The sequence below is a fragment of the Fluviicola sp. genome (assembly GCF_039596395.1).
Taxonomy (GTDB): Bacteria; Bacteroidota; Bacteroidia; order Flavobacteriales_D; family Crocinitomicaceae; genus Fluviicola.
Window position 1 is genome coordinate 1,932,167 of sequence record NZ_JBCNJT010000001.1, and the last position, 26,286, is coordinate 1,958,452.

Consider the following 26,286-nt stretch of genomic DNA (forward strand, 5'->3'; position numbering starts at 1 on the left):
CAATTTTGTTTCAATAGGTGCCTTAATTCACGTGTTAATTGTTTATAAGTGACTTTTCAAAAAGCATTCAAAAGAAACTTTCGGCTTACATTTGCATCAACTATGATAAAAGTAGAGATGAAACACTGGATTACGATTTGCGCTTGCTCGGCACTATTGCTGCAGGCTTGCGGACAGAATACCGAAGGAACAAAAACAGAAACGCCGAAAGAAGAGCGAAAAGTTCCTCAATTGCCGGAGATCAAACACACGTTTAAGCTTACAGATTATTTAAGCGAGAACAAGGACCTGGACAAAGATGTGGAAGATTTATTCAAGACCCTGGATGATACGGCTATCGTAGCACAGTTGATTATGCCGGCAGTGGGAAGATTGGGAAATACGCCAACTTCCATCAAAGCATTGATTAACAAACGTGTAATCGGTGGAGTTTTAATGCTGAACGGAACGAAAACGGAATTCACTTCCTGGATCAACGAATTCAACGAATTGAATACAGCAAACGGAAACCCTGGATTCTTGTACAGTGCCGATGCAGAACCAAGTTTGTTCAACCGCAAAATTTCCGGTTCTTCTACCGTGAAGAAAGCAAACGAAATTACTTCCCTGGCTGAATTAAACCAATGTGCTGATACTATCGCAGCTACTTTAAAAGCAATCGGGATCAATTACAACTTTGCACCGGTAGTGGATTTGGCAAAAAACGGAACAGTTGGTTACCGCGGATTTGCGAAAGTGGAAGCAAACAACATTCCCTGGTCGAACGCATTTATTGCACGCATGCAGGAACAGGGAATCATTGCCACGGCAAAACATTTCCCGGGTCACGGTTTGGTTTCCGGAGACACGCACAAATCCTTGCAGGCAATTGACGGTGAACTGAAAGAAATTCCTACCTACCCGGCTTTGATCGAAAAAGGCGTGTTGAGTATCATGATCGGGCATTTGGCAGTTGTGAATAATCCGAAATACAACACCAACGGACTTCCGGCTACTTGTTCGAAAGTAATCGTAACCGATTTGCTGCGAAAAGAATTGGGATTCAAAGGATTGGTAGTCACAGATGCCATGAACATGGGAGGAGTAACAACTGTAAAAGGAAACAGTGTAAAAGCCATTGAAGCCGGAGTGGATATTTTACTAATGCCTTTGGATTGTATGAAATCTCACGGTGAAATTCTGGCAAAATACCGCACGGATGCTGCGTTCAAAGCGAGTGTAGATGCTGCTGCAAAACGCGTATTACGCATGAAATTGTGTGCAGGAGCTATTAAATAAAACGTATTCAACGAATCGAAGCCGTCTGTCTGATAAAGATCGACGGCTTTTTTTTGTTCGAATCATTTTTGGCACTACTTTTATGGCGCTACCCAAAAAAATTGGAACTTATGAAAGCTATCATTACACTCCTTGCATTGGCATGTTGCCAATTGATTCACGGACAGATCATGCACCAAACCGTGCGGGAAGACAAATCTTTTGAATACTGGTTTTCATTGGACCAATATCAGAAACCGTTGAATTATGCCATCGAAATTGCACATTTAGGCGGAAACATCAACCAATTGAACGGAAAGATCAGCGGAAACAAGAAAAACGGTTCCGTGACCATTTTGGATACCCAGGGAAAAAAGTTATTCGAAAAAGAACTGGGGCCCAACCTGGATTTTGAATTCGCAACGGACCAAAAAGACATCGTGGTAGAGTTTACGGTAGACGGATTTGTTACTTATTCCAAAAAAGTAAGTGCAGAATCCCTTTCGGTGCTGGTTTTAAAACTACAACCTGAACCGCAGGATGAAATATACCAGATCAACTCCAAAAAGGAATTGTCGGAAACCGAATTGAACAGCATTATGGAGTGTGTGAACAATTGCATGCAATACAGTGTGAACAAAGAATTGAAATCGTGCGTTATAAACGATCAATACACGATCTCTATCCAGATATAATCGGAGAATCGGATAGAATGAACTAACTTCGCGGACTAAAGCTTGTTTCAATAAAGAGTTATGCACGAATCAGTCCGGTTAAACAAATTCATCAGTGACAGCGGCTACTGCTCGCGCAGGGAAGCCGACAAATACATTGAGCAGGGATCTGTATTCATCAATGGCGTTCGGGCAAAGATCGGCACACAGGTTGGCCCGAAAGATACGGTTGTTGTCAACGGCCACACCGTTCAGCGAAAAGTGCAGGAAGACGAATTGTATATTGCACTGAACAAACCAAGAGGCATTACTTCCACTACCGAAAAGGGCGTTGAAGACAATATCATCGATTACATCGGACATCCGAGGCGCATTTTCCCGATTGGCAGGCTCGACAAAGATTCACAGGGACTTATTTTCCTGACTACCAACGGAGATATCGTCAATAAAATCTTGCGTGCCGGAAATCAGCATCAAAAAGAATACATCGTTACGGTTGACAAACCCATTTCAGGTGATTTCGTAGAGCGAATGGCTAACGGAGTTCCTATTTTAGGGGTAGTCACCAAAAAATGCATTGTAGAACAACTTTCATCCAACGTTTTCAAAATCATATTGGTCCAGGGCTTAAACCGCCAGATCCGCCGCATGTGCGAATATTTTGGATACAACGTGACCAAACTGGAACGAACCCGCATTATGAACATCGAACTCAAAGGGCTTCCTTTGGGCGAATGGCGCGAATTGACCGATGCCGAAATGAAAATCATGAACGAGTTGCTGAAGGATTCTTCCGGTGAAGCCGAAAAACCGGCCAACAAACCAAATCCGGCGAAAAAGAAAGCACCGGTTCAACAAAAAAAGAGCAGCGGTAAAAGCGGGCAAAAAACGCGTTCCTTCGGAAGCAAACCTGGTTCAAATAGCAACGGTGGTGGAAAATCAGGAAATTTCAGAGGAAAGAAATCAACACCAAGAGGAAAAAGGTAAATCATTTAAGAGCCGAGAACTCAAAGAATAGAACCAACCCCCTTTGCTTTTTTCTTTTATCCTAAACTTACACATGGAAAAAACTACGCGTTCTTCTTCCCTTTGCGTAAAATAAAAACGGGACACTCTCAAGAATGCCCCGTCTCTTACTATTCTTTTTTCGAATTAATTCGTTGTTCTCAGCCAGTAATCCAGCTTATTTTTTGCATTTCCGTTTAATTCAAACTTAAATGAAGGTCTTTCATACAGGCTCATTTGAAGCGTTAATTCCATCATCACTTCATCGCGTGCAATCAATAAAGTACATGTTTCACCTTCTCCCAAACTGCCTACATAACTTTCAACCGAACTGTTATCTACACGCATGCCGTCTGCAGCAATAATTTCATCACCTACACTCAAGCCCGCAGTTTCCGCAGCACTTCCGGCACGAATTCCTTTTACCATGCAATTTCCGCCTTCCTGAGACAAAGATGCTCCGAATGAAGTGGTTGCTTTTCCGGTATAGACCACATCTACTCCAATCTTCCCGAATACTTCTTTGTAATTCGGTATTTCTGTTCCGTTTACGTAGTTGTCAAAGAAATAATCCATGTCCTGGCCCAGGAATTTCTCCAAAGCGTCCTGGAATTCGATTTCCGTAAATCCGCGGTTCTTTTTGATGTAGAATTCCTCGTATAAATACTGCATGAAATTGTCCAAACACTTGGTTCCGTTGAATTTGTCGATAATCACCGCATCTAAATAAGCAGCAAGAACAGCACCTCTGGAATAATAAGTCATGCCGGTGTTGGCACTGTTCTCATTCGGACGATATCCCTTAATCCATGCATCATAGCTGGAATGAGCCACCGGCTGAACACGTGACCCGACAGAACCTTCCACATAATTCAGAGTTCCCTGCAATTTTCGCAGATATTCATCTTTGGTATAATATCCGGCCCTTACCAGCAACAATTCATCGTAATAGGAAGTAAAACCTTCCATTACCCAAAGCAAAGAAGTATAGTTTTCTTCGTCATAGTTAAATGGCCCCAATTGGATCGGGCGAATGCGTTTCACATTCCACAAATGGAAATACTCATGAGCTACCAACGACAGGAAATCCTTGTAATTCCCTCCGTAAGTCCAGCGATTTACACTCAGCACACAAGAACTTGCATGCTCCAATCCTCCTTGTCCGTTTACCACATTGTGAATAATGAACGTGTAATTCTTATTGGGATTCTTACCCGCAAATACATTGTTTTCAGCTTTAACAATGCGTGACATATCTGCTTTCAATTCGTCCACATCGTAGTTTCCGGCGCCATAGATAGCCACTTTGTGTTTTGTTTCACCTACTGTAAAATCAAACACTTCCTGGTTTCCGATCTCAAACGGAGAATCTACCAACACATCGTAATTGGGGAATTGGAATGTTTCCGATCTCTCTCCGGACTTCTGCTCTGCAGCTTTTTCAAGAGGAGTAGTAATCACCTTAAAATCGTTGTGAGGATAAACCGTAACGGTTCCAGGCTTGTCTTTATGCCCGTCCAGGTAACAGAAAACTCCCGAACCGGAAACAAATCCGTGAGTCAGGTCCAAAAAACTTGTTCTAACAGACAATTCAAACGCATATACTTCGTATTGAACACGCACTTTCTTTGCTTTTCCGGTGGTTACTTTCCAGGCATTTTTGGAAGTTTTACCCACTTTCAAAGCGGTTCCTTTTTCATCATAAGCACGAACCAGGTTCACATTTTTGGAAAACTCACGTACCAAATAAGATCCGGGCGCCCAAACAGGCATTTTCACCGTTAAATCGCCTGCTTTGAATTCGGAAATTTCCATTTCCACTTCAAAATAGTGATTCTGCGGTTTGGTCATTCGCAGCGCATACTGGATTTTCTGCGCGTGAATGAATCCGGCAAGGCCAAGTGATACTGCTAGTAATGCTGATTTCATGCTCGATTTTAATTTAGCCAAATATAGTTGTTTCAAAAGAAATTCATCATTTTCTAATCCTTCTTAACAGCAATTTGACATGCGATTTATATTGTAGCAAAAGATAGAGTTGAATTTTGCAGTATGAAAAAATCGTTGGTGATAGTCCTTGGAGGATTTGGCCTGGTGTTGTTGATCTTTGCTTCGATGTCCTGGTTCTTTAATCAGAAAATGCACGAAAAACAAGCCCTGCTTTTAAAGCTGGACAATCTTTCTACACAGATACAGGATCATAAAGATTGGATGGAACACCTGACCAATCAACGGTTTTGGTACGACTCCATTGCACGGAACGAACACGACTATCGTCGTAAGAACAGTTTCACCCACGAATTGATCCGCCAGGATATCACGGATGTATTTGCTACCGATAAGCAGGTAGAAAGGGAATTACTCATCACCCTCGATGATATTTTGCTGATAGAAGACCGGATTTTAAACGACATTGCAAAGATCGGATTCAAGGAATTCGGGTATATCGGTAAAATGCGTGAAGTGATTCATGAAGTGGAAGAAAAATTCCCGCAATTCGATCAACAGATCCTGAGCTTGCGCAGGCACGAAAAGGATTACATCATGCGCAATGATGAAAACTATGCCGAATCGCTCCACAAAGAAATCGAAAGCTGGCAGGCCCGTGGAAACTGTCCGGCAGAACTGGCGCAATACCTTCAATACTTTGATTCGGTCAGAAGCCGCATACAACTCTTGTTTGCCATTCCTAACAGGAACCACTACTCCAACTGGTCGCTGAGCATGTCGAATATTCAATCCAATTTACGCCGGATCAGAGGCGAATTTATTCGTGAATCCTACGCTTTATCCAATGACTCGCTTACGATGCAGTACATTATTTCGGGAATAGCATTCCTGGCCCTGATCATCGGAAGTGTTTACATTGTACGCAACATTACCATCCAGGTAAGCCGGTTACAGCGTAGTATGAATGAGTTTATTTCGTCCAATTACCAGGCTTACGAAAGTATTTCACACCAGCTTCCCAAAAACGAGATCGGACAAATCAGCATCCAGTTCCTGAAAATGGCGCGCAAGATCAAATGGGACGTTCACCTTCTGGAAGATCGAGTTTTAAGAAGAACTACCGCCCTGCATGAGAAAAACATCCAATTGGAAAAACAGCATTCCGAAATGATGGATAGTCTGCGTTATGCTCAAAAATTGCAGGAATCATTATTGGTTTCGCGCAAGCAACTCTCCCAGCATTTTGAGCACGCACACATCTATTACACTCCGAAAAACCTGGTGGGAGGAGATTTTTACTGGATGAAAAGTTTTCGTGAAAACGGAGCTGAAAAAATCCTGTTTGCCCTGGCCGATTGTACCGGACACGGCGTTCCCGGAGCTCTGTTAAGCGTATTGGGAATGAATACCCTGGATGAATTATTTGCCGACGGAATCCGCAAGCCCAACGAATTATTGGATTCATTGCGCAAAACCATCCTCCGTCGGATCAGTTCGGATGAAGAACAGCGCATGGACGGAATGGACATTGCTATTTTCTGCCTGGATAAACGCACGCGTGAGTTGTCTTTTTCCGGGGCACAAATGCCTTTGTGGATCGTTCGCAACTCAGAAGTAATCGAACTCAGCGGAGAACGCGTTCCGATCGGGTTTACGTACATGAACCACCTTGAATTCAAATCGCAGGAACTGATCCTGGAAGAAGACGACAAACTGATCTTCTTTACGGATGGAATGGTTGATCAATTCGGAATGGAGTCCAACAAAAAATTCGGCAAGAAACAGCTTCGTTATTTGTTATCCCGATCCTCCAATCAAAACGGAAGTGTACTGTATAACCGACTGATGAACCAATTCTCTTTTTGGAAGGGAGAACGCGAACAAACGGATGATTGTACGTTTATGATTTTGGAGCCAAAGTTTGTGAAGGTTAGAAACGTAAAAGTCGAGATGCCCGTTTCAAATGGAAAGGTTGGAGTGTGAGTAAAAAGACAAACTAATTAATTCGTTTTAAAAAATCAAAACACTAGTTATTAATACTTTAACTTCAAATCTGTTCATATCTTTGCTAACACACGAATTTGCGAATTCATATATTCCCGAAGAACTGAATTCTCGATTATCTGAATTAAAACTAATTTTTTGTTCGATCCTCCTGGTGGTTAAATGCAAGTTTCGGATCAAAATGAAAGGAGAAAGCCTTTGTATCCACCGGATTGTCAAATAAGTCCGGGTAATAGGCTTTCATTTCACGGTGCATCAACTCAAATGGAATATCATCAAATTCCCCGTAGAAATGCAGGTATTCCATAAACTGATTGTTCTCCACAAATGCCTGGAACAGCGAATCGTCGCTTCCATTCCACTCCAGCAAAGGAACTCCGCTCAGTTTGCAAATCCTCGGATCGAAAGCCGGAGTACATTTACTCCATTTTCCATTCAAATAAACCTCCACATACCCGTGAAAAACAATTTCATCGCGTTTGAGGTAAGATTTCAGCTTTTCAACCCCAATGTGATTTTTCACAATTCCGAATCCCAGGCGGGCAGGAAAACCAAATGCCCGAAAACAGGCACAGGCCAAAAGCGATTTCTCCACGCACCACGCGCGTTTTTTAGAAACAACTACACTGGCCTTTAACGATTCCGGGCGCAAATCCAGGTGATAGGGATCATACAAAAAGGAGTCGCGAACGGTTTCATAAATGGAAATGGCTTGTTGAACCGGATTTGTATGAACCGGAATGGTTCGGATAAATTGCTGTACTTCCAAAGAGGAATAGTCGATCTGTGGAGTTTCCGCCAGGTATTTCTCCCATTTTAGCTCTTCGTTTTGTGCATTCATTCTGCGAAATTAACTAAATTCGTTGAGTGACGGAATCTGATAAAAAACATTCATTTCGCGAGGAATTCGAGGCACATCTTGAAAGCCCGATCCCTATATTGTCCCGGTTGCGCAACCTCATCTTCGGAAAAGAAACTCCGGATACTTATACCCAGATCAGCTTTTACCTGGGCCTGCTCATTTGGATTATATTTTTAGTTTGGATTATCCTGGGCTACCTGGTGCTTACAAGTACCGAATGGATTGAGCAGGAAAAAGGACTGGACGTTCATACGCTCATAGAGCAGCGCGGACAAGCTTTGGGATTTGCGGGAACAGATTTCCAGGACAGCCTGATTACTTTTTACAACGTTGCAATCGTTTCCTGGATCGGTCTTTTTATAGGATTGGTGCTGCAATGGCGAAAAAACAGTTGGTTCATTTATTTCATTTGGGGAGGCGGAGCACTCTATTTATTGGCCATGTGGTTTCTCATGGGTTTTTCTTACTGGTACAACGACACCACTACTTTCGACAAAATTGCTTTCTTCCTCTTCATCGGACATTCGAGCCTGCATTATTACTTTTTGAACAAGGAATTGCGCGGTGAAAATGCCAATTTCTTTGGAATTGATGAAGAGTTCGACTAACTAATTATTCAGTTTAATCAGTTCTTTTTCCAACTTTAAAACTAATTCATTAGGCGAATTTCGTTCGTTGGGCATGATCAGTTTTGCCTGTTTGTAAAAATGCACACGTTCACTCAATAAAGCTTCTACAAAAGGATGGAATTCTGAATCGCTCAGATCTCTCAGCAATGGACGCTCCTGCTTTTCTTCCTTCAATCGTTTGATCAATGTTAATAAACTTGTATTCAAATAAATAACCAAACCCAGTTCATGCATTAATGGAAGTGCCTGTTCGATAGCCGGAAGTCCGCCTCCGACAGCAATTACAGCAGGCTCAGCCGATTTTAAATCTATCAGAAACTCCATTTCCATCTTTCGGAAAACAGCTTCACCGTCTTCTGAAAAAAGGGCACTGATGCTTTTTCTTGCTTTCTTTTCGATCTCCTTATCCGAATCCATAAAAGGAAGTTCAAGGCGCTCTGCCAGCAAAGCCCCGACAGTTGATTTACCGCTTCCCATAAAGCCAATGAGGAAAATGTGTTTTTGTAATGTCATATGGTATTTTAAGCTCTTTTATTCTCCAAAGGATGCTTAACAAAAAAGTTAAATCCTCTTCTTTGCGGTAAAATCAAAAAATTAGTTTGCGTTCTTTCAGTTCCACAAGCACTTTCTCCAGTTTTACCAAATCGTCTTCCGAATTGAAGGCATTGATCGAATAACGGATATAAACCTGGTTATTCTGCACCATCACCGGAATCTCGATTTTATATTCGTTGTAAAGGATTTGTTTCAGTTCGACCGGGTTTTCGCAACGGGTGGGAATACTTCCCAATTGGCCGATAAATTCATCTGTAACCGGCGCTAAAGGCTTCGAACCAACCAACTCACACAAACGCGGAAGCCATTTTTGCACGAGCATTCTGCAATCTTCGGCAACTCCCCACCAATCATTCCACTTCATGAAATCAATGGCTTCAGGGATGGTCAAGTAGGCCGAAAAATCGCGGGTACCGTTGAACTGATGATAATCCAAGAACTGTGAATCACCCGGAAAGTCAGCTTTATATCCCCAACTCACCACCAAGGGATCCAATTGCTGCTGGTGTTCCGGCTTCACATGTAAAAAACTGGATCCTTTCGGTGTCATCATCCATTTATGGCAGGCACCGGTATAAAAATCGGCATTCAGGTCGGTTAGATTGAGGTGAATATGTGCCGGAACATGTGCTCCGTCCACAAATACTAACAAACCTCTTCGCTTTGCTTCCTCGCAAATCTCTTTTACAGGCAAAATTAAGCCCGTAGCCGACGTTATCTGCGAAATGAATACCAATCTTGTTTTCTCACTGAAACCTTTCCAGAAATCCGCTAAAAACACTTCTTTCGATTCAATGGGCAACTTTATTTCCTGTTTTACATACTTTGCCCCTTTTTCGGCGCAATAAAATTCCCAGGTACGGTCGCAGGCTCCGTATTCGATATTCGTGCTCAACACTTCGTCACCAGGTTTCAAATCCAGGCCTCTCGCTACAATATTCACCGCATAAGTCGGATTGGGAACATATACCAGGTCATCTGCTTTACACCCCAGGAACTCTGCCAGACGTACTCTGCTTTCCTTCAGGTATTGCGGGCCTTTATTAATGATAAATTGAACAGGTTCGTATTCCAATTCCTGTTGAAACCGCTGATAAGCATCGAAAATGGGTTTCGGAGTTGCACCGAATGAACCGAAGTTCAGGAATGTAATGTCTTCCCGAAGCAGAAAGGCTTCTTTCAGGTTGTTATAAAGAATATTGTCTGAGCTTTCCATTTCTAATAAATATCGTTCAATAGTTCAATAGTTTCAGCCGCGGCTGATTCAATAGTTCAAAAACTTTTCACTTTTCACTTTTCACTTTTCACTTTTCACCTTTCACTTTTCACTTAATCAAATTTTAAACCTTTTGAACTTGGAACTTTTTGAACTGTTAGTGTTTTTCCCAAATCTGCACCAGTTCCACCAAGGTATCCACCGCTTTCTGCATATCCTGAATACTCACGTACTCGTGACGGCTGTGGATGGCCATTTCGCCGGTAAAAATATTCGGACAAGGCAAGCCCATAAACGACATACGCGAACCGTCAGTCCCACCGCGAATGATCGTTGGTTTCGGTGTGATCCCTGCTTTTTCCATGGCTTCTATGGCGTAATCCGTCACAAAAGGAACATCTTTAATGATTTCCTTCATGTTTCGGTATTGCTCTGTCACTTTCGAAGTGTATGTTGCTCCCGGGAACCGGGCAATTGTCTCTTTCAGGATTCCTTCCAGGCGCGTTTCGTATTCAGCCAGTTTTGCCGTTACATGATCACGGATAATAAAGCTTACGGTTACTTCTTCCAATCCACCGGAAATAGCAGTCGGATGTACAAATCCTTCGCGGTCTGTCGTGCTTTCAGGCGACCATTCGTCTTTCGGTAATGCGTCAATAAAGGCACTTGCTACTTTCATGGCATGTACCATTTTTCCTTTTGCATATCCGGGATGTGCGCTTACTCCTGTGATTACGAAAGTCATGGCATCGGCTGAAAAAGATTCGTCTTCAATAGCACCCAATTCACCTGAATCCAGGGTATAGCCGAAATCTGCACCCAGTTTTTCCATATCCAACTGCTCTACTCCTCTTCCCACTTCTTCATCAGGAGTGAAAAGAATGCGGATTTTTCCGTGCGGAATTTCTTTCTTCTTCATCAATTGTTCCGCCAAATCCATGATGATGGCCACTCCCGCTTTATCATCCGCTCCAAGCAAAGTCAACCCGGAAGCCGTAATCAGGTCATCCCCGATTTTCTCTTTCAGATACGCATGCTTTTCAGTGGTAATTACCTGAGTCGGATCATCCGGAAGTGTGATCGGTGCCCCGGTATAATTGCGATGAATAATTGGTTTTACATTCGTTCCGGTAACATCCGGAGCGGTATCCATGTGCGAACAAAAACAAATGGTCGGAATATTTTCTTTGGAAGAAGTGGCAGGAATAGTAGCATAGACATATCCCCACTGATCCGCTTCCGCATCTTCTATTCCCAATGCCTTGAGTTCTTTCACCAATAAATGCGAAAGGTCTTTTTGTTTTTCACTGGAAGGAAAAGAAGTTGAATTTGGATCTGCAGTCGTGTCAATTTGCACATAGCGCACAAAACGCTCTTCGACCGAATACGGGGCATTTTTCATCTGATACAATTTTTTTTCTAAAATTAGGAGATTTTTAAGACTCAGTAACAGTCCGCGTAGCTTTAATCAATTTTTCTAACTTTACCAAAATTCAAATCCATGAAACCTACACTTCAATTCCTGCTCGGATTAGCACTTATCCTGATCACCACAAGCTGTAAAAGTGCTTCTTCTGAGGCTTTGGGCCAGCTACGCGAGACGCAATTTCCAGCTTTCGAGGAAATTTACACGCATGTAAACAGGCACATTAAAGGGCCCGGCAAAGAATGTCAGTTCGGATTGGCAAAAAAAGCAGACGGTTATTACCTGAAGATTACTCCTTACGACAAATACGGTGAATTCAAGGAACCGAAATTCGTTAAAGCGTGGGATGCGACTACGAAAAAATACCTGCCGCTGGCTATCGAAAAATATTACACGCCTGATTATTCGAATTCCTTGTATGATCAGGGATTGGCGGGAGTAAGAACCGCAGGAAGGAACTTTGAACTGAACTATTTCTATGGTTATCCGAACTATACGACTGATCTGATCAACCTGCTGAAAGACCAGGAAGATCTGACCAGTAAAGAACTGGAAATGCTTGGCAGGGCCTATTCTGCGGAAGCGTGCGATTACATTCATCCGAATCAAGCGGGGAATATGATTGCTGCAACGGAGGATCTATCCGACCCGATGTATGAAAAGCTGCCCACCAACCGGATCTCCGCTTTTAATGAATTAGCAGAAAAAAGCCTTGCATGTTTTCAAAAGCTTAAGGAAAAAGACCCCAATTACAAAACTACTATTATTGAAGACCTGAACCTGAAAATCGGGCATGACCTGATGAACTATTACCTGCTTCTGAGATCCGTACAGGAAAACAGTGCTGCAGAAGCGATGCTAAAACGCACGGAGTATAAAGCGGATGCTATTGCCTACGCCAAAGAATTATTGGATAATTGTGCTCAGAACGGCGTTTTAATGACTTCCGGTGATACCGATACCTTCCCGCTTTGGTATGTGCAGGAAAAACTGCATTACCGCAGCGATGTGATTGTTATAAACCATTCATTACTTCAAGCTCCGTGGTATTTTGATTACCTCAAACACACTACTTCGATCAAATCATTGCTAAACATCAAGGAATACCAATACTATTATAAAAATTACATAGTGCTTAAGGATATTGATAGCACTGCATTGACATACCCGGAATGGTTGTCAGAATTGAGAACCGATAAAGACAAAAAGGGAAGCAATGAGCAGGAAATGACCTGGATGAACTTTCCGGAAGTTTCTAAAAATCTCCTGATTGATATCCAGGGAACTGCCGTGAGCGTTGAAACAAGACAAAGTTATTTAGCCGGTGTAAACTTGTGCATGCTTGATCTGATCAACAGCAACAAAGAACGCCGTTTTTACACGACTTCCGTTTACGTATTCTCCGAAAACAACCTGGAAGAACACCTGGTAAAACGGGATTTAGTTTATGAATTACTCCCTGTGAAAGCAACAGGGAATTGGGACAAGGAATCCAACCGTATGCTGGCTCAAAGTCTTCAGAAATACCCGCTCAAAATCACTTCCGGGAAGTTGAATGACATTGACAAAGGATTCGTTTATGCGAAATGTTTCGACTGGATCCTGATGCCGGAAGATGAAATTGAGACCAACAAAGCTGTTTTTGACCAATTCATTAAGCAACTTCCGTTTAAAACGGTTTCAGAATCCGAAAATCCGGAAGTGCCTGAATTATATACGGTTGCACTATTCCATATGAAATCAAAAAAAGTGGGGCAATTCCTGGATTTTTACGCACCGAAAGCATTGGCATTGATGGCAGGAATAGACGATCAAAAGACGTTATCCGAAAAAGACGCCGAAACACTGGAAGGTATCCACTCGTGTTATATCGACAGGAAAAATGCATACAACCGGTATGCTACTCAGCAAATCGATTCCGAGTTACAATCCAGGGTGGTGAAAGCATTGACTTCGAAAATCACCATTTTACTGGACAATCCGCTGAATACCCGCAACCTGAGCTGGAGCCTTGAGAAACTGGAACGGATGAAAAATGGTTACTAACTATTCACATCCGATTGCGAGACCAACTGGTATTCACTCAAAAAGAAGTCAATCGGTTTAACGATGTCCGCCGGCCAGGTGTATCAGCTCTTCTTTTTTAACGATGAAGATCTTGCGTGTTTGTGTATCGATCAATCCTTCTTCCTTGAGTTCTTTCAACAACCGGATCAAGGTTTCAGTAGCAGTTCCCACGAAATTTGCCAGATCTTCGCGTGAGAGGTTGATCGGTTCGTCTCCGTAAATATCTGCCAGGATCATCAGGGAATACGCCAGGCGTTCACGGACGGTTTTCTGGGCCAGGTTTGTAATGAAAATAGCCCGTTCACCCAATTCTTTCGATAATTCCTGGATCAGCGAGTTGCGCAGGCTTGGAATATTGTCGAGCATATTCAGGAAATCATCCTTGGAAACGAAGCAGATATTGGAATCTTCCAGTGTGGAGGCAGATAATTTGTAAGGCTCACCACTCAACATGGCACGGAAACCGATCACTTCTCCTGCTTTTGCAATGTGAACGATTTGTTCTTTTCCTTCGTCTCCGAGTGCATATACTTTCGCCTTCCCGCGATTGATGCAATAAACGCCTCTTGGAAAACTTCCTTCCACGAAAATAGTTTGGTTTTTCTTGTAGAACGAACAGCTTTTGTGCCGGTCCAAATCGCCAATCTCATCGCTGGTAAAATGTCCGAAAAGACTGTTTGACCTTACGGCGCAGTCCTGGCAATTGACATGTTTGTGCGATTTTTCCATGGTGTTCTCTTCTGCAAATCTAGGATTTAAAATCCATCCTTACAATTGGATAAAGTCCACGTGCAATAAATCCTGAATATAGCGAAGCTTTTTACGTTCCACAGATTCAACCAGGCTGAGGGAAATTCCTCTCTTCCCTGCCCTTGCGGTTCTTCCGCTCCGGTGTGTATAATAATCCGGATCATCCGGCAATTGGTAATGCACCACGAATGCCAGATCGGGGAAATCCATTCCGCGGGCAGCAATATCGGAAGCAACCAGGTATTGCGTGTGTTCCTGGGAGAACATACGCATGGCTTTTTCACGTTCTTTGGGGAACATTTCCCCGTAAATCTCGGTTACTTTCTTTTCGTGTGAACGCAGGAAACGGGCTACATGTTCCACATCGCCTTTCGTTCTGCAAAAGATAATCCCGCGGCCTTTTTTCATAGTCGTCAGGAACTCAAGCAGCAACATGGGTTTGTCTTCTTTCTGACATTCCACATACTGGTGTTCAATACGCGGATTCATGACTTCTTTGGTAGCAATGACCGCTTTCGGGGCATCCATGTGTAAAGTCTGTTTGATCCATTTGGTCAGTTCACCGTGAATGGTTGCCGAAAAGAGCCATTTTTTATGAAAATCGTTGGTTTCACCCAAAATCTTATCGATTTCTTTCATAAAACCTTTTGCGTACAACTCATCCGCTTCGTCCAGAACGATTGTTTTTACCCTTCTGAGCGAAACCGCCTTGAGGCGAATCAGTTCGAGTAATCTTCCGGGCGTGGCAACCAATACCTGCGTAGGGCGCTGAAGGTCCCGTTTCTGTTGTTCAATATCATCTCCTTTTACAATGGATTGAATGAAGAATTTATCGAGGTTCTTGGAGAGCTTGAACAGGGTTTTTGAAGTCTGAACGACCAATTCACGTGTAGGGACAAGCACTACTGCCTGTACATCCTTGTCTTTGGCATCAATACGCTGCAGCAAAGGAACGCCATAGGCGATGGTTTTCCCGGAACCGGTATGCGCCTGGCCTACATAATCCTGGTGTTTTTCAATCAGATGTTTCCAGGCGTGTTCCTGGATCGGAGTCGGGTTCTCGAATCCCAATTCCGCCAAGCGATTTAAAATTTTCGGATTAATCGGTGAATTTGTCTTCATCCTGCAAAGGTAATCAGAACAAATGAAACACTATTTCTATCTCTCGTAGATTATGTTAGTCGTATTCGTTCGCCTTCGGCGGAGATCTTTCTTTTTCACGCAGATTTAGCTTCGCTGAACTTACATTTCGCAGATTTCGCAGATAGCTATTAGTACTATTTTGCCCAACTTCGGCGGACACAGGTTTATTTACCGCAGCGCGCGGAGCTTTACACTAATTCTCTTCTTTTTCTGCCGGGTAAACTTCGAACGCTGGTTTACCGTTTGTTTCTTCGCAGTCTTTGACATCTTTCCCGGAACGTTTCGGGATGTAGAGTACTTTTTTCTTCTGGCGTTTATTTTTCTGTTTGGAGGATTTGATATTGGTTGTTACCACCAACTGGTCGTAGATCAACGGAATGAAGATCTTTCCTTCCGGGTCCACGAAACCGAATTTGGATTTATCCATCACAAGTGCATAGCCGCAATACAAATCGTTGAATTTTCCTACGCTGTCGTATTTCTGCATCCACAGCATATTTTTACCTGCCGGAGTAGTTGCCATTTGGCTTTCAACTTCACTCTTTGAATTCTCTTTGGTATAACCGAGCACCGCTACTGTTGGCCTTGTAACCGCCACGGAATCTTCGGCACTTTCTCCTGTAGCCGTTACCATTCCGTAATAGCCGTTTTCACGGGTATGGATGGAATAGCGGCCAACAGCTGAAGTGAAGCGCGTATTTGTTCCATCGTTCGTTTGCCAATCAGTAGGTTGAATAAGTGAGCTTTTGCCTCCTGGCTGGTTTGATTGATGGTTGATCTGATAAGCCCGGCAAACCCATTCGGAAGGTTGTTCTTTTGAGGTTTCTACTGCCGTATTTTCAGCTGTTTGTTTCGTGCTGTTTTTCGTGTTTACCCAATAAATAATGCCGACAACAGCAATTGCAGTTCCTACGATACCAATCGTAAATTGTTTGATGCGCAGGTTTCGCAGGTATAATTTACCGGTCTGCCGGATCATGGTGCGCTGGGAAGCCCGTTTTGCAGCCGATTGAATCAGCTGATGCATTTCCAGTTCTTCCCGGAGTTCCGGGTTGGTGTTTAATTCCTGCTCGAAAGCAATTTTTCCTTCTTCGGATAATTCGTTCTGTAGGTAACGTTCTATGAGTTGATTCCAATTTGTTTCCATGTCTTAAGCTTTAATTGGTTCAACTACTAATTCCTGTTCCTGAATCAATTCCTTTGCCTTCTGCAGGCATCTGTATTTCTGGGCTTTCGCGACTTTATCGTTGCGTAAGCCGATTTTCTTTGCAATATCCACCATGTTCCATCCCAATCCGTAAAACAACTGCAATAATTCCTGGCATTGTGCCCCGAGTTTTGCCAGTGTAGATTCCACCTCCCGGATCTTCATCTCTTTCTCGAACCAGGCATCTTCCGTGGCTTCCATATTTTCGTGCAATTCGGTGGAAATGTGTTTCTGTTCTTTGCGCGCCTGGTTGTACCACAAGAGTTTGCAGGTATTACGCACGTAAAAGAAGGGCTCAACCGTAAGTTCGAAATCGGAAGATTCGCGTTTACGGACATAAATGAGCAGGGCTTCCTGGAAAATATCTTCGGCACTCACCGAATCGCAGCCCAAAGTCTTCAGATAACGGCGGATATCCGGCCATTTTCGGTAGAGCTGTTTGAGTTCCTGCTGCATATTTACGGTTCCAATCATGGAGGTGTTTTCGTTCTGATGTCGGAAAAATGAAAAGGTAAACAATAATTCATAACGGCGAATTATAAATGGAGAATTATCATATCCCTAAAACAAAAAAGGCGGTCAACATGACCGCCTTCCCCGTATCAACAAGAAATTATTTTTTTACAAGTCTTAACTGCCTTACATTAGATCCTCTCGTAACTTGAAGAATATAAACTCCTTCTACCAACGCCGAAAAATCTTTCGTATTTATTTCCGTACCCGACCAGATAACCTGACCTACGGTATTCGTCAGTTCAAAAGCTTCATTTCCCTGGGCGTTTAACAGTTGAATAGTTGATTCAAACGGATTCGGATATACGTTTACTACCGATAGCTCATTATCCTCAATTCCCAATGATGTAATTACCACACATGCAGAAGTATCCGTACATCCATTGGAAGTAATGATAACCGCATAAGATCCGTTGACTGCAGGTGAATAATTTTGTCCTGTTTCATTGGCAATTAAAGCAGAAGTGGTACAATTCAGCCATTGATACGTACCCGTTTCAACCGCATGAATGGTGTAATCCGGAAGAACTGTTGTTGTAGCTGCAAATGCACAAACCACTACATTCACGCAATCAGATGTATCCACACAACCATTATTGGTAATAATTACCGCATAATTACCTGTTTGTGCAGGAGTAAAACTCTGGTTAGTCGCTCCTGCTATCGGGGTATTCCCTGAACAATTGATCCACTGATAAGTTCCCGCCTGAACCGCAGTAACGGTAGATCCATTACTAGTTGCACTTGCCGTTAAGTTACATACCACCACATTTACACAATTCGAAGTATCGGAGCAGCTTCCGTTATTAACAATAACTGCGTAGTTACCGGTTTGTGTTGGAGTAAAGCTCTGGTTAGTCGCTCCCGCTATCGGTGTGTTACCTGAACAATTGATCCACTGGTATGTTGCTCCTGCTTCATTAGCCATGATGGTAGTCCCGTTTAAGGTAGTTGAATTATCAACTGCGCAGGTTGTATAAGTAATGGTAACATAACCGCCTGTCCCTGTTCCAGGGCCACCACCATTTCCATTACCGCCACCACCGCCAGCACCGTAGTTTAAGCCATTACCGGATGGATTGCTTACATTGCATGAAGGATCGGTAAAACCGGCACCTTTACCACCATCGCCACCTGGTGCTCCTCCACCTGTTCCAGCAGCTCCTCCTGGTGTTTGACATTGTCCGGTCCATGCAATTGTATTGCCTCCATTACCTCCATTACCAAGTAAACCGGCTCCGCCGCCACCGCCGCCGCCGAAATAGGTCCAATAGCCGCCACCTCCAGTACCACCTACATGATTAATAGTACCACCTGTACCACTACCACCACTACCGCCTCCGCCAATAGAAGGGTTACTCACCGTAGTCCCGTTACTTCCACCGGTTGCGCTAATCATTGTGTCTACAGACGAGGTTCCTCCCGCGGATCCGCCTCCCGCTACTCCAACAGTTACTGTCAGAATCTGACCGGGAGTAACTGCATACGTTCCTTTCGCATAACCGCCACCACCACCGCCACCACCTCCGTTACCGGCGCCTGCACCACCTGCGCCGATGACTTCAATGTCTAAGGAGGTGACTCCTGCAGGAACATTAAATGTTGAACTACTGGTGAAATTTACTGTTGTTTGTGAAAACGCCGTTCCACCGAATAGAGTTAGTAGTAATGTATTGAATAGTCTCTTCATACCTGACGTAAATTAAAATAGTTGTTTATTAGTGTAAACCCGTAATTTACAATATAAATTGACTAAAGCCAAAAAACATTTCCAATCCAGGTTTAAGAACTATCGTTTCAAAAAAACAATTAAATTGCAGTTGTATACTGAAACTGCCATGAAGTACCTGTTTTTAATATGCTTGCTTTATCCCATCTATTTCTTCGCCCAGGAAAAAGAGACAGATAAATATCTGAGCCAATATGCTCGTTACCGGGATGAGAAAAAGTATGATTCGGTGGTTTTTGTTTGCCAGAAACTGATTAAACTGGACCGGAAGATCGCCCAGGAAAATCACCTGTATTTCAAGCTGGCGGATGCTGCATTTGAAGCAAGGGATTACGAATTAGCGGTTCACCAGGCTAAAAAATACATTCCGAACATTTACTTTAAGTCACAGGCCCGCTTGAACCGTCATTGTCTTCGAAAAAATGTCGATTATAAAATTCTTTGTACGCGCTTAGCCGATTATTATGCGGAAACAGGGAACCTCAAAAAGGAGTACCGCTATCTTTCTTTGATGGAGCGTAAATACAACGCCGCTTTTTGCGGAACACAACGACAATATTGGTTCGGATATCTTTATAACCGCATGATCACGTGTTCCAACGAATTGGGTAAAACAAAACGTGCCGAGAGGTTGGAGAAAAAAAGGGACGATTCCCGGAAAAAATGATTCTTCTTCGTAATTTCAACCCAAACAAATTGTATGTCGGCCACAAGTCCTTTTGATCAACTAGTAACCAATGCCAGAACTTCAGGTAAAGAAGCGGACCTGGATGCGCTTTACGGTGCTTTTTTCGCACTGGAAGACTGGAATTTCATCGTTTCCCAAAACAGTTCATTGGAAGAAGCGAAACCCTTCATTGGAGTGGTTGATGAAAAACCGTGGCTTTTTGTTTTTACGGATGGACTGAAAGCAACGGAATATGCCAGAACTGCAGGTGGTTTCCTGGAAAAGGACGGCCACACGGTTATTTTACGGCTGGCATCTGAAAATGCGACCCATCTGGCCAATCAACTGTATCAGCATGGTGTATACGGAATCCGGGTGAATGACGGTGCAAACGGCTGGTATTTCGATATTCCGGCGTTGGATAGCATACGGAAGCACCTGAATCTGTAGATTTCTCCCACTAAGGAACACAGAAGTTGTACGGAACTCTTACCTTTTGTTTTTCTTAAACTACATCTATAAACCGACTCCAAATGACAATCATTCTAAAATTTTCAAGCTATATCGTGCTTCTTTTGTGGAGTCAGCATTGTTTTTCCCAGAAAGACCGGGAAAAAATCCTGGCAAATTTCGATTATGTGGAATATTACCCGGACTCGACAATACGGGCTGCTCATAAATTCATTCATATTACCGTGGAACGGTTTACTGTTGAATTCAATGAAGCCGGGATGCCGGTTGCCATGGGAAAGTATCAAAAAGGAAAACAGGTCGGTGAATGGATTTATTCAAATGGTTCATCCAGGATCTTCCCGAAGTTTGTAAATCACGACAATCCAATCATTGTTGCTTATGACCCTTATGATCCGACAGACCACCGCACGGGAAATATACGTCCTGGTTGCGGAACGGGAATGATGCAGGCAATACAAGCATTTAGAGAGAAGTATGAGTCATTGCTAAATCCGGAAAAACAGGTTCGTTAATCAAAGCCTACTTAATAGATGGATATTATTATTAATAGAGAACATTTTTCTTTCTTCATTCTGAAAAATCTGACAGCACCCTGTCCTCAATGCGGAATTCCTGCATGTGGAAGAGAAGACTTCTTTTGGTACAACGAAGCTGAGAAGCGAATGACTTTGGTTTTGGATGGTTCTTATCTGGATCTCATCATTCAAAATTATTTGAACAATAGCCTTGAAAAAACAACCTATACTCCTTTGCCTAAATTCCTGAGAGAATCTAACGAATGCATCGGTTGGAGTGAAGCTGATGATTTCAGAGGTACTGAAATTGATATAGATGATTTGCTTGCTTCAATAGAACTTATCAACCAATTTGTTCCGGAAAATTGGTTAAAGGAAATAACCGCTGAATACACAAGCGAATTATCTGCCATTTGTAATCATGCTAAACGATTCAATAGTAAACTCTTCCTAGCAAGAAGCTAAAAATAAACCTATGAATCATCCAAACGTTATTTCATGGTACAAACTATCTATTGTTTCAACAGGATTCATTTTGGTTTTGGATGCCTTATCCGATTTGTTTTATACTGGTTTCAAACTGAAGAACATCTTCCTGATATTTGATTGGGATTATCCGATCTACAGTATAGGATTAGAAGGGCTGCTTATTTTCATTTGTTCTTCCGGAACGTACTTTATTACCTTCAAACTGACTGATTTTAATTTTAAAACCGTCCTGATTCGCCTGGGGCTTTTTTCTTCTTTTTACCTCATCCTTGCGTTGATTGCAACCTTTATTATGTTTGCGCTTTTATTGGAAGATACCTACAAACATTTCAAGCTGAATTTCAAATACTTCATTACGGGTTCTAAGTATTCTTTCGTATTTATGATCGTTTGGATAGTTTTGAAATATCGTCAAAAAAGTGTTCCCCATGACTGAGAAATACCGCATAACCAGAACTTGTGACCAGTGTAATCACTTCCGGGAAGCATTTATTTCCAAACGGGAAGCCGCCTTTGAATTGGTTGATTACGACAAGCTTTTGGGTACAATCTGTAGGCAATGTGGTTCTGCAACGTTCAGTTCATCGCGGCAACTCCCTGATTTGGATCTTGAACTGATGCTAGAGTGGGCAACGAACGCAAACCTGTCTCTGATGGAGCAGGATGAGGAATTAATGCTTGCAGAGGAAAAGTACCTTCCGTTTATTTTAGAATTACTCGACAATCATCCGATCCTGGAACGTAAGCAGCACATGCTTATGGACGCTTTGTGCATTATGGTTTACGACATTACAGAGTTTGAGCCTCCCGGTGAAAAAGAGACATTAAAAAAACGTGTCATTTCTGAGATTAACTTGCGGAAAGACAAACTTGAACTGGCAGATGAATGGATTATGTCTTATATTAAAAAAGTGGTTTATCCGCAATTGGGGTTATAATTATTTTTCACCATTGAAAATAAAAATGTTGTAGGAGCTAAAAATTTTTCGTCCCTACAATCAATAATTCTTTTAAAATTCCTTAATTCTGGTTCAACATCCGTCCTGTAAATTTGATTTTAGCTATCTTGAATGAAAATCAATCGCATGGACATTGTGGACAATATCGAACTGACTTATCTGAGCATCTCTGACTACGAAGCGCTGAAAGAGGCGATGGTAGAATCGTACACCGGCCTGGCAAATCCTTACTGGACGCGGAAACAGGTGGAAACGCTGATCAATCAATTCCCGGAGGGACAGGTCGCCATTAAAGTGAACGGACAAATTGCCGGCGTGGCACTTTCCATCATCGTGGAATCTTCGAAATACGAGCATTTGCATACATACAAACAGATTACCGGGAATTATACGTTTAAAACACATCGCCCGGACGGGAATATCCTTTACGGGATCGATGTGTTTATTAAGAAGGAATTCCGCGGGTTGCGACTGGGGCGGCGTTTGTATGATTACCGCAAGGAATTGTGTGAGAAACTGAACCTGAAAGGTATTGCGTTCGGAGGTCGGATTCCGAATTACCACAAATTTGCCAAGGAAATGAGTCCGCGTGAATACATTGAGAAGGTAAAGCGCAAAGAGATTCACGACCCGGTGCTGGATTTCCAGATGTCGAACGATTTTCACCCTTCCAAAATCCTGAAAAATTACCTGGAAGGCGATTCGCACTCGAAGGATTACGCTGTTTTGCTGGAATGGGACAACTTGTACTATGAAGTAAAAAGCGAAGCTCCGAGCGCGATCAAAACAGTGGTACGTTTGGGATTAATCCAATGGCAGATGCGCCCCTACTCCAACCTCGACGATTTGATGCAGCAAGCGGAATATTTCGTGGATGCTGTTTCAGGGTATCGTTCGGATTTTGCCCTGTTCCCGGAGTTCTTCAATGCCCCGCTGATGGCCGAGAATAACCATTTATCGGAACCACAGGCCATTCGTGAGCTGGCCAAATATACACAGGAGGTAGTGCAGCAATTCTCCAAACTGGCGATCAGCTACAACATCAATATCATTACGGGAAGTATGCCGGAAATGCAGAACGACCGCTTGTACAATGTGGGTTATTTGTGCCACCGCGACGGACGTATCGAACGCTTTGAAAAGATCCATGTGACGCCGGATGAAGCGAAGATTTGGGGAATGGAAGGTGGAAACCAGGTGCATGTGTTCGACACCGATTGCGGGAAGATCGGGATTTTGATCTGCTACGATGTGGAATTCCCGGAATTGAGCCGCTTACTGGCAACTGACGGCATGGACATCCTGTTTGTTCCTTTCCTGACGGATACACAAAACGGGTATTCGCGCGTGCGCCACTGTGCCCAGGCGAGAGCCATTGAAAACGAATGTTATGTAGCCATTGCCGGAAGTGTGGGAAACCTTCCGAACGTACACAACATGGATATCCAGTATTCCCAGTCGATGGTATTTACCCCGTGTGATTTTGCCTTTCCGTCTAACGGGATCAAAGCGGAAGCTACTCCCAACACGGAAATGATCCTGATAGCGGATGTGGACATTACGCTTTTGAGGGAACTGAATCAATTCGGGTCGGTGCGGAACCTCAAAGACAGAAGAACGGATATTTATGATTTGAAGAAGCGGAAACGGAAGGACAATTCCTAATGCTGATTCTAATTGCAAATGCCGAATTACGAATTATGAATTATGATCAGGGACCTGTTTTGATAATTCATGATTGATCATTAATTTTGTATCCGAATTAAACATTCCTCCATGTAAAAACCAATTTCTTTCTAAAAAACAAGATGGCAGGCCGCGAGTAGTTTGCCCGATTCGTTCATTCCAGGAAAGAAATCATGGTTATTCTTCAACAATTATCTTATCAACATCCCAATAAGGATCGCTTGCTTGAAAGTATCAGTCTAAGCATCCAAACGAATAGTAAAACAGCCCTGATCGGGAATAACGGATCGGGGAAATCGACACTTTTGAAACTAATTGCCGGGCAATTGCAACCCACATCGGGGCATATCTCGGTTCAGTCGGAACCTTATTTTGTTCCCCAGCAATTTGGCCAGTACGATAACCTTTCGATTGCACAGGCATTGCAGATCGATCACAAACTCCGTGCTTTCCGGGAAATCCTGGATGGAAACGTGACGGATGAAAACATGGAAACCCTCAACGACGACTGGACCATCGAGGAACGCTGTGAAGCTGCTTTGCAACTGTGGAACCTGCCCGAACTCGATCCGGAGCAAAAACTCGGTTCACTCAGCGGCGGTCAAAAAACCAAAGTTTTCCTGGCAGGAATTGCCATCCGTCAACCGGAACTGATCCTAATGGACGAGCCTACCAATCATTTGGACTTACAGGGCAGAACCTTGCTGTACGATTTTATCAGAAGTACCGCTTCTACCCTGCTGATTGTGAGCCACGACCGGAAATTGCTCGATTTGACCGATACCATTTGTGAATTGTCGCTCTCGGGAATCCGGGTTTATGGCGGGAATTATACCTTCTATACCGAACAAAAAGCCATCGAACAGCAGGCGCTTCAGAACGAATTGCAGCACGCGGAAAAGAGTCTCAAAAAAGCGAAGGAAAAGGAACGTGAAACCCTGGAAAGACAACAAAAGCTCGATTCACGCGGGAAAAAGAAACAGGACAAGGCCGGCGTAGCACGCATCATGATGAATACTCTGCGGAACAATGCCGAAAACAGTACTGCAAAAACGAAAAGCATGCATTCGGAGAAGATTGAAGGCCTTTCCACGGATTTGCAGCAAGTGCGTTCCAAATTATCGGGATCGGACCAGATTCAATTCGGTTTTGAAGCATCCCATCTCCACAAGGGAAAAGTCCTGTTTAAGGGAACGAACCTGAATGTCAGCTACGGCGATTCGAAACTTTGGAAAGAACCGGTAAACATTCAAATCAACAGTGGTGAACGCATCTCCATCCATGGCGCAAACGGATCGGGAAAAACAAGTTTGCTGAAACTGATCCTGGGAGAACTGGAACCGGAAAGCGGGGCTATTCAACGAGCGGGAGATTCCATCGTTTATATCGACCAGGATTACTCGCTGATTGACCCTGCCAAGAGCATTTATGAACAGGTGCAGGAATTCAACCGGACTGCTTTGCTGGAACACGAGGTAAAAATCCGGCTGAACCGTTTTCTTTTCGGGAAAGAAACCTGGGATAAATCGTGCAATGACCTCAGCGGCGGAGAACGCATGCGACTGCTTTTGTGTTGCCTGACGATTTCGAACAGCGCTCCGGATATGCTGATCCTGGACGAACCTACGAATAACCTGGATATTCAGAATACGGAGATTTTGACGGCTGCGATTAATCAGTATCCCGGCACAATCGTGGTGGTTTCACATGATGAATTTTTCTTAAGTCAAATTGGGATTGAGTTTAAGATTCAATTGGGCAGCTGAAAAACTTTGTTTATCTAAACGAATTTAGCCAGGGTGTACGCAGGTTAGCCAACGGTGGACACACGATTATTTCCCACAGAGGGGCGCAGGTGAGCGCAGATTTTTTTGAGTAATTGTCCACCTTCGGCGGACAATTTTCTTTTTTCACGCTGATTCTGCAGATTTCGCAGATATTTAATTGCAATAGTGGTCCTCCTGCGGCGGATACGGTTATTTCCCACAGAAGAGCGCGGAGGAACGCAGATTATTACTGGTCGTATTTGTCCACCTTCGGCGGACACTCTTCCTACAGAGGGGCACGGAAGAGCGCAGGTAGGAATTAACTCCAATTGGAAAAATGGTATTATAATTGCACAAGGCGGATTAAAATGAAAGCAATGAAAAACCTATTTACATTACTAGTACTATTTTTAGTTTCCAACGGAGTGAACGCACAACACGTTTATTCGGTGAATTACGAATCACAGGCGGATGTGAAAGTGTTTGTGGTAGACTATGAGTCGCAGGCCGACCTGAAGGTTTACAAGGTCCAATATTCTTCCCAGGCAAGCGGAAATGACGGAAAATGGTTCTTCGTGGATTATGAAAGCCAGGCAAAAAAGTCTATCTATTTTGTCAAGTATGAAAGTCAGGCGGATTTGAAGATCTATTTCGTGGATTACGAGAGCCAGGCAGGTTGGATCAATAACAGCAAGAAGCAACTGATGTATTAATTGAAAATTGATAATGTTAAATTGAAAAGA

At 43.2% G+C, this 26,286-nt stretch carries 25 protein-coding genes; 15 read left to right on the forward strand and 10 right to left on the reverse strand.

Annotated elements, in window-relative coordinates; genetic code table 11:
• Positions 1 to 117: 117 nt before the first annotated feature.
• The 3 genes from ABDW02_RS08485 (at position 118) to rluF (ending at position 2,918) form a co-directional block, all read left to right on the forward strand.
• Entirely contained in the window at positions 118 to 1,278 is a 1,161-nt protein-coding gene (locus tag ABDW02_RS08485; protein ID WP_343634096.1) for a glycoside hydrolase family 3 N-terminal domain-containing protein, read from the forward strand.
• Between the two features lie 110 nt (positions 1,279 to 1,388).
• Positions 1,389 to 1,952: a hypothetical protein gene (locus tag ABDW02_RS08490; RefSeq protein ID WP_343634098.1), complete on the forward strand. Its 564-nt coding sequence runs from the start codon at positions 1,389 to 1,391 to the stop codon at positions 1,950 to 1,952.
• 60 nt (positions 1,953 to 2,012) lie between these two features.
• On the forward strand, positions 2,013 to 2,918 hold the full coding sequence (gene rluF / locus ABDW02_RS08495; protein WP_343634100.1) for a 23S rRNA pseudouridine(2604) synthase RluF: 906 nt from the start codon (positions 2,013 to 2,015) through the stop codon (positions 2,916 to 2,918).
• A 165-nt stretch (positions 2,919 to 3,083) separates the two neighbouring features.
• Here the strand turns inward: rluF and ABDW02_RS08500 are convergent, their stop codons facing one another.
• Entirely contained in the window at positions 3,084 to 4,865 is a 1,782-nt protein-coding gene (locus ABDW02_RS08500; RefSeq protein ID WP_343634102.1) for a PDZ domain-containing protein, read from the reverse strand.
• Positions 4,866 to 4,988: 123 nt separating this feature from the next.
• Between ABDW02_RS08500 and ABDW02_RS08505 the strand changes: the two genes are divergently transcribed.
• Positions 4,989 to 6,869, forward strand: a complete 1,881-nt coding sequence (locus ABDW02_RS08505) for a SpoIIE family protein phosphatase (RefSeq protein ID WP_343634104.1) — start codon at positions 4,989 to 4,991, stop codon at positions 6,867 to 6,869.
• A gap of 151 nt (positions 6,870 to 7,020) precedes the next feature.
• Here the strand turns inward: ABDW02_RS08505 and ABDW02_RS08510 are convergent, their stop codons facing one another.
• A complete protein-coding gene (locus ABDW02_RS08510; protein WP_343634106.1) occupies positions 7,021 to 7,731 on the reverse strand; it encodes a transglutaminase-like domain-containing protein in 711 nt (236 codons plus the stop codon).
• Positions 7,732 to 7,757: 26 nt separating this feature from the next.
• On the opposite strand from ABDW02_RS08510, the gene ABDW02_RS08515 reads away from it, so the two are divergent.
• Complete coding sequence (locus tag ABDW02_RS08515; RefSeq protein ID WP_343634108.1) at positions 7,758 to 8,360, forward strand: hypothetical protein; 603 nt, start codon at positions 7,758 to 7,760, stop codon at positions 8,358 to 8,360.
• Here the strand turns inward: ABDW02_RS08515 and ABDW02_RS08520 are convergent, their stop codons facing one another.
• The 3 genes from ABDW02_RS08520 to pepT form a co-directional block, all read right to left on the reverse strand.
• Entirely contained in the window at positions 8,361 to 8,894 is a 534-nt protein-coding gene (locus ABDW02_RS08520; RefSeq protein WP_343634110.1) for a shikimate kinase, read from the reverse strand. It abuts the gene before it with no gap.
• Between the two features lie 73 nt (positions 8,895 to 8,967).
• The gene (locus ABDW02_RS08525; protein ID WP_343634112.1) at positions 8,968 to 10,152 is read right to left on the reverse strand and encodes an aminotransferase class V-fold PLP-dependent enzyme; all 1,185 of its coding nucleotides are present in this window, start codon (positions 10,150 to 10,152) and stop codon (positions 8,968 to 8,970) included.
• A 157-nt stretch (positions 10,153 to 10,309) separates the two neighbouring features.
• A complete protein-coding gene (pepT, locus tag ABDW02_RS08530) occupies positions 10,310 to 11,554 on the reverse strand; it encodes a peptidase T (protein WP_343634114.1) in 1,245 nt (414 codons plus the stop codon).
• A gap of 99 nt (positions 11,555 to 11,653) precedes the next feature.
• On the opposite strand from pepT, the gene ABDW02_RS08535 reads away from it, so the two are divergent.
• Positions 11,654 to 13,624: a hypothetical protein gene (locus ABDW02_RS08535; RefSeq protein WP_343634116.1), complete on the forward strand. Its 1,971-nt coding sequence runs from the start codon at positions 11,654 to 11,656 to the stop codon at positions 13,622 to 13,624.
• A gap of 57 nt (positions 13,625 to 13,681) precedes the next feature.
• Here ABDW02_RS08535 and ABDW02_RS08540 read toward each other — a convergent pair whose 3' ends face one another.
• The 5 genes from ABDW02_RS08540 to ABDW02_RS08560 all read right to left on the reverse strand — a co-directional run bounded on the left by ABDW02_RS08540 (position 13,682) and on the right by ABDW02_RS08560 (position 18,948).
• Positions 13,682 to 14,374, reverse strand: coding sequence for a Crp/Fnr family transcriptional regulator (locus tag ABDW02_RS08540; RefSeq protein WP_343634118.1), 693 nt, complete (start codon positions 14,372 to 14,374; stop codon positions 13,682 to 13,684).
• A gap of 39 nt (positions 14,375 to 14,413) precedes the next feature.
• Positions 14,414 to 15,517, reverse strand: coding sequence for a DEAD/DEAH box helicase (locus ABDW02_RS08545; protein WP_343634120.1), 1,104 nt, complete (start codon positions 15,515 to 15,517; stop codon positions 14,414 to 14,416).
• Positions 15,518 to 15,731: 214 nt separating this feature from the next.
• Positions 15,732 to 16,685 carry a hypothetical protein gene (locus tag ABDW02_RS08550; protein WP_343634122.1) on the reverse strand — a complete coding sequence of 318 codons (954 nt, stop codon included), beginning with the start codon at positions 16,683 to 16,685 and terminating at the stop codon, positions 15,732 to 15,734.
• A 3-nt stretch (positions 16,686 to 16,688) separates the two neighbouring features.
• Positions 16,689 to 17,219, reverse strand: coding sequence for a sigma-70 family RNA polymerase sigma factor (locus ABDW02_RS08555; RefSeq protein WP_343634124.1), 531 nt, complete (start codon positions 17,217 to 17,219; stop codon positions 16,689 to 16,691).
• A 139-nt stretch (positions 17,220 to 17,358) separates the two neighbouring features.
• Positions 17,359 to 18,948 carry a T9SS type A sorting domain-containing protein gene (locus ABDW02_RS08560; protein WP_343634126.1) on the reverse strand — a complete coding sequence of 530 codons (1,590 nt, stop codon included), beginning with the start codon at positions 18,946 to 18,948 and terminating at the stop codon, positions 17,359 to 17,361.
• Between the two features lie 148 nt (positions 18,949 to 19,096).
• Here ABDW02_RS08560 and ABDW02_RS08565 point away from each other — a divergent pair, with 148 nt between their 5' ends.
• The 9 genes from ABDW02_RS08565 (at position 19,097) to ABDW02_RS08605 (ending at position 26,256) form a co-directional block, all read left to right on the forward strand.
• Positions 19,097 to 19,654: a hypothetical protein gene (locus ABDW02_RS08565; RefSeq protein ID WP_343634127.1), complete on the forward strand. Its 558-nt coding sequence runs from the start codon at positions 19,097 to 19,099 to the stop codon at positions 19,652 to 19,654.
• 33 nt (positions 19,655 to 19,687) lie between these two features.
• Complete coding sequence (locus tag ABDW02_RS08570) at positions 19,688 to 20,104, forward strand: hypothetical protein (protein ID WP_343634128.1); 417 nt, start codon at positions 19,688 to 19,690, stop codon at positions 20,102 to 20,104.
• An 83-nt stretch (positions 20,105 to 20,187) separates the two neighbouring features.
• Positions 20,188 to 20,640 (forward strand): hypothetical protein, encoded by a 453-nt coding sequence (locus ABDW02_RS08575; protein ID WP_343634129.1) that lies wholly within the window; start codon positions 20,188 to 20,190, stop codon positions 20,638 to 20,640.
• A gap of 18 nt (positions 20,641 to 20,658) precedes the next feature.
• Entirely contained in the window at positions 20,659 to 21,108 is a 450-nt protein-coding gene (locus ABDW02_RS08580; protein ID WP_343634130.1) for a hypothetical protein, read from the forward strand.
• Between the two features lie 10 nt (positions 21,109 to 21,118).
• Complete coding sequence (locus tag ABDW02_RS08585) at positions 21,119 to 21,568, forward strand: hypothetical protein (RefSeq protein WP_343634131.1); 450 nt, start codon at positions 21,119 to 21,121, stop codon at positions 21,566 to 21,568.
• Positions 21,561 to 22,070 carry a hypothetical protein gene (locus tag ABDW02_RS08590; protein WP_343634132.1) on the forward strand — a complete coding sequence of 170 codons (510 nt, stop codon included), beginning with the start codon at positions 21,561 to 21,563 and terminating at the stop codon, positions 22,068 to 22,070. The genes ABDW02_RS08585 and ABDW02_RS08590 overlap by 8 nt, the downstream gene beginning before the upstream one ends.
• A gap of 147 nt (positions 22,071 to 22,217) precedes the next feature.
• Positions 22,218 to 23,756, forward strand: coding sequence for a carbon-nitrogen hydrolase family protein (locus tag ABDW02_RS08595; protein WP_343634254.1), 1,539 nt, complete (start codon positions 22,218 to 22,220; stop codon positions 23,754 to 23,756).
• Positions 23,757 to 23,950: 194 nt separating this feature from the next.
• Positions 23,951 to 25,543 (forward strand): ribosomal protection-like ABC-F family protein, encoded by a 1,593-nt coding sequence (gene abc-f / locus ABDW02_RS08600; protein WP_343634133.1) that lies wholly within the window; start codon positions 23,951 to 23,953, stop codon positions 25,541 to 25,543.
• Between the two features lie 377 nt (positions 25,544 to 25,920).
• A complete protein-coding gene (locus ABDW02_RS08605; RefSeq protein ID WP_343634134.1) occupies positions 25,921 to 26,256 on the forward strand; it encodes a DUF6150 family protein in 336 nt (111 codons plus the stop codon).
• Positions 26,257 to 26,286: the final 30 nt, after the last annotated feature.

What these genes read in the sequence shown, in the direction of transcription:
- ABDW02_RS08485 (WP_343634096.1), top strand. Translation starts at nt 118, where the DNA reads ATGAAACACTGGATTACGATTTGCGCTTGCTCGGCACTATTGCTGCAG.
- ABDW02_RS08490 (WP_343634098.1), top strand. Translation starts at nt 1,389, where the DNA reads ATGAAAGCTATCATTACACTCCTTGCATTGGCATGTTGCCAATTGATT.
- rluF (WP_343634100.1), top strand. Translation starts at nt 2,013, where the DNA reads ATGCACGAATCAGTCCGGTTAAACAAATTCATCAGTGACAGCGGCTAC.
- ABDW02_RS08500 (WP_343634102.1), bottom strand. Translation starts at nt 4,865, where the DNA reads ATGAAATCAGCATTACTAGCAGTATCACTTGGCCTTGCCGGATTCATT.
- ABDW02_RS08505 (WP_343634104.1), top strand. Translation starts at nt 4,989, where the DNA reads ATGAAAAAATCGTTGGTGATAGTCCTTGGAGGATTTGGCCTGGTGTTG.
- ABDW02_RS08510 (WP_343634106.1), bottom strand. Translation starts at nt 7,731, where the DNA reads ATGAATGCACAAAACGAAGAGCTAAAATGGGAGAAATACCTGGCGGAA.
- ABDW02_RS08520 (WP_343634110.1), bottom strand. Translation starts at nt 8,894, where the DNA reads ATGACATTACAAAAACACATTTTCCTCATTGGCTTTATGGGAAGCGGT.
- ABDW02_RS08525 (WP_343634112.1), bottom strand. Translation starts at nt 10,152, where the DNA reads ATGGAAAGCTCAGACAATATTCTTTATAACAACCTGAAAGAAGCCTTT.
- pepT (WP_343634114.1), bottom strand. Translation starts at nt 11,554, where the DNA reads ATGAAAAATGCCCCGTATTCGGTCGAAGAGCGTTTTGTGCGCTATGTG.
- ABDW02_RS08535 (WP_343634116.1), top strand. Translation starts at nt 11,654, where the DNA reads ATGAAACCTACACTTCAATTCCTGCTCGGATTAGCACTTATCCTGATC.
- ABDW02_RS08540 (WP_343634118.1), bottom strand. Translation starts at nt 14,374, where the DNA reads ATGGAAAAATCGCACAAACATGTCAATTGCCAGGACTGCGCCGTAAGG.
- ABDW02_RS08545 (WP_343634120.1), bottom strand. Translation starts at nt 15,517, where the DNA reads ATGAAGACAAATTCACCGATTAATCCGAAAATTTTAAATCGCTTGGCG.
- ABDW02_RS08550 (WP_343634122.1), bottom strand. Translation starts at nt 16,685, where the DNA reads ATGGAAACAAATTGGAATCAACTCATAGAACGTTACCTACAGAACGAA.
- ABDW02_RS08555 (WP_343634124.1), bottom strand. Translation starts at nt 17,219, where the DNA reads ATGATTGGAACCGTAAATATGCAGCAGGAACTCAAACAGCTCTACCGA.
- ABDW02_RS08560 (WP_343634126.1), bottom strand. Translation starts at nt 18,948, where the DNA reads ATGAAGAGACTATTCAATACATTACTACTAACTCTATTCGGTGGAACG.
- ABDW02_RS08565 (WP_343634127.1), top strand. Translation starts at nt 19,097, where the DNA reads ATGAAGTACCTGTTTTTAATATGCTTGCTTTATCCCATCTATTTCTTC.
- ABDW02_RS08570 (WP_343634128.1), top strand. Translation starts at nt 19,688, where the DNA reads ATGTCGGCCACAAGTCCTTTTGATCAACTAGTAACCAATGCCAGAACT.
- ABDW02_RS08575 (WP_343634129.1), top strand. Translation starts at nt 20,188, where the DNA reads ATGACAATCATTCTAAAATTTTCAAGCTATATCGTGCTTCTTTTGTGG.
- ABDW02_RS08580 (WP_343634130.1), top strand. Translation starts at nt 20,659, where the DNA reads ATGGATATTATTATTAATAGAGAACATTTTTCTTTCTTCATTCTGAAA.
- ABDW02_RS08585 (WP_343634131.1), top strand. Translation starts at nt 21,119, where the DNA reads ATGAATCATCCAAACGTTATTTCATGGTACAAACTATCTATTGTTTCA.
- ABDW02_RS08590 (WP_343634132.1), top strand. Translation starts at nt 21,561, where the DNA reads ATGACTGAGAAATACCGCATAACCAGAACTTGTGACCAGTGTAATCAC.
- ABDW02_RS08595 (WP_343634254.1), top strand. Translation starts at nt 22,218, where the DNA reads ATGGACATTGTGGACAATATCGAACTGACTTATCTGAGCATCTCTGAC.
- abc-f (WP_343634133.1), top strand. Translation starts at nt 23,951, where the DNA reads ATGGTTATTCTTCAACAATTATCTTATCAACATCCCAATAAGGATCGC.
- ABDW02_RS08605 (WP_343634134.1), top strand. Translation starts at nt 25,921, where the DNA reads ATGAAAAACCTATTTACATTACTAGTACTATTTTTAGTTTCCAACGGA.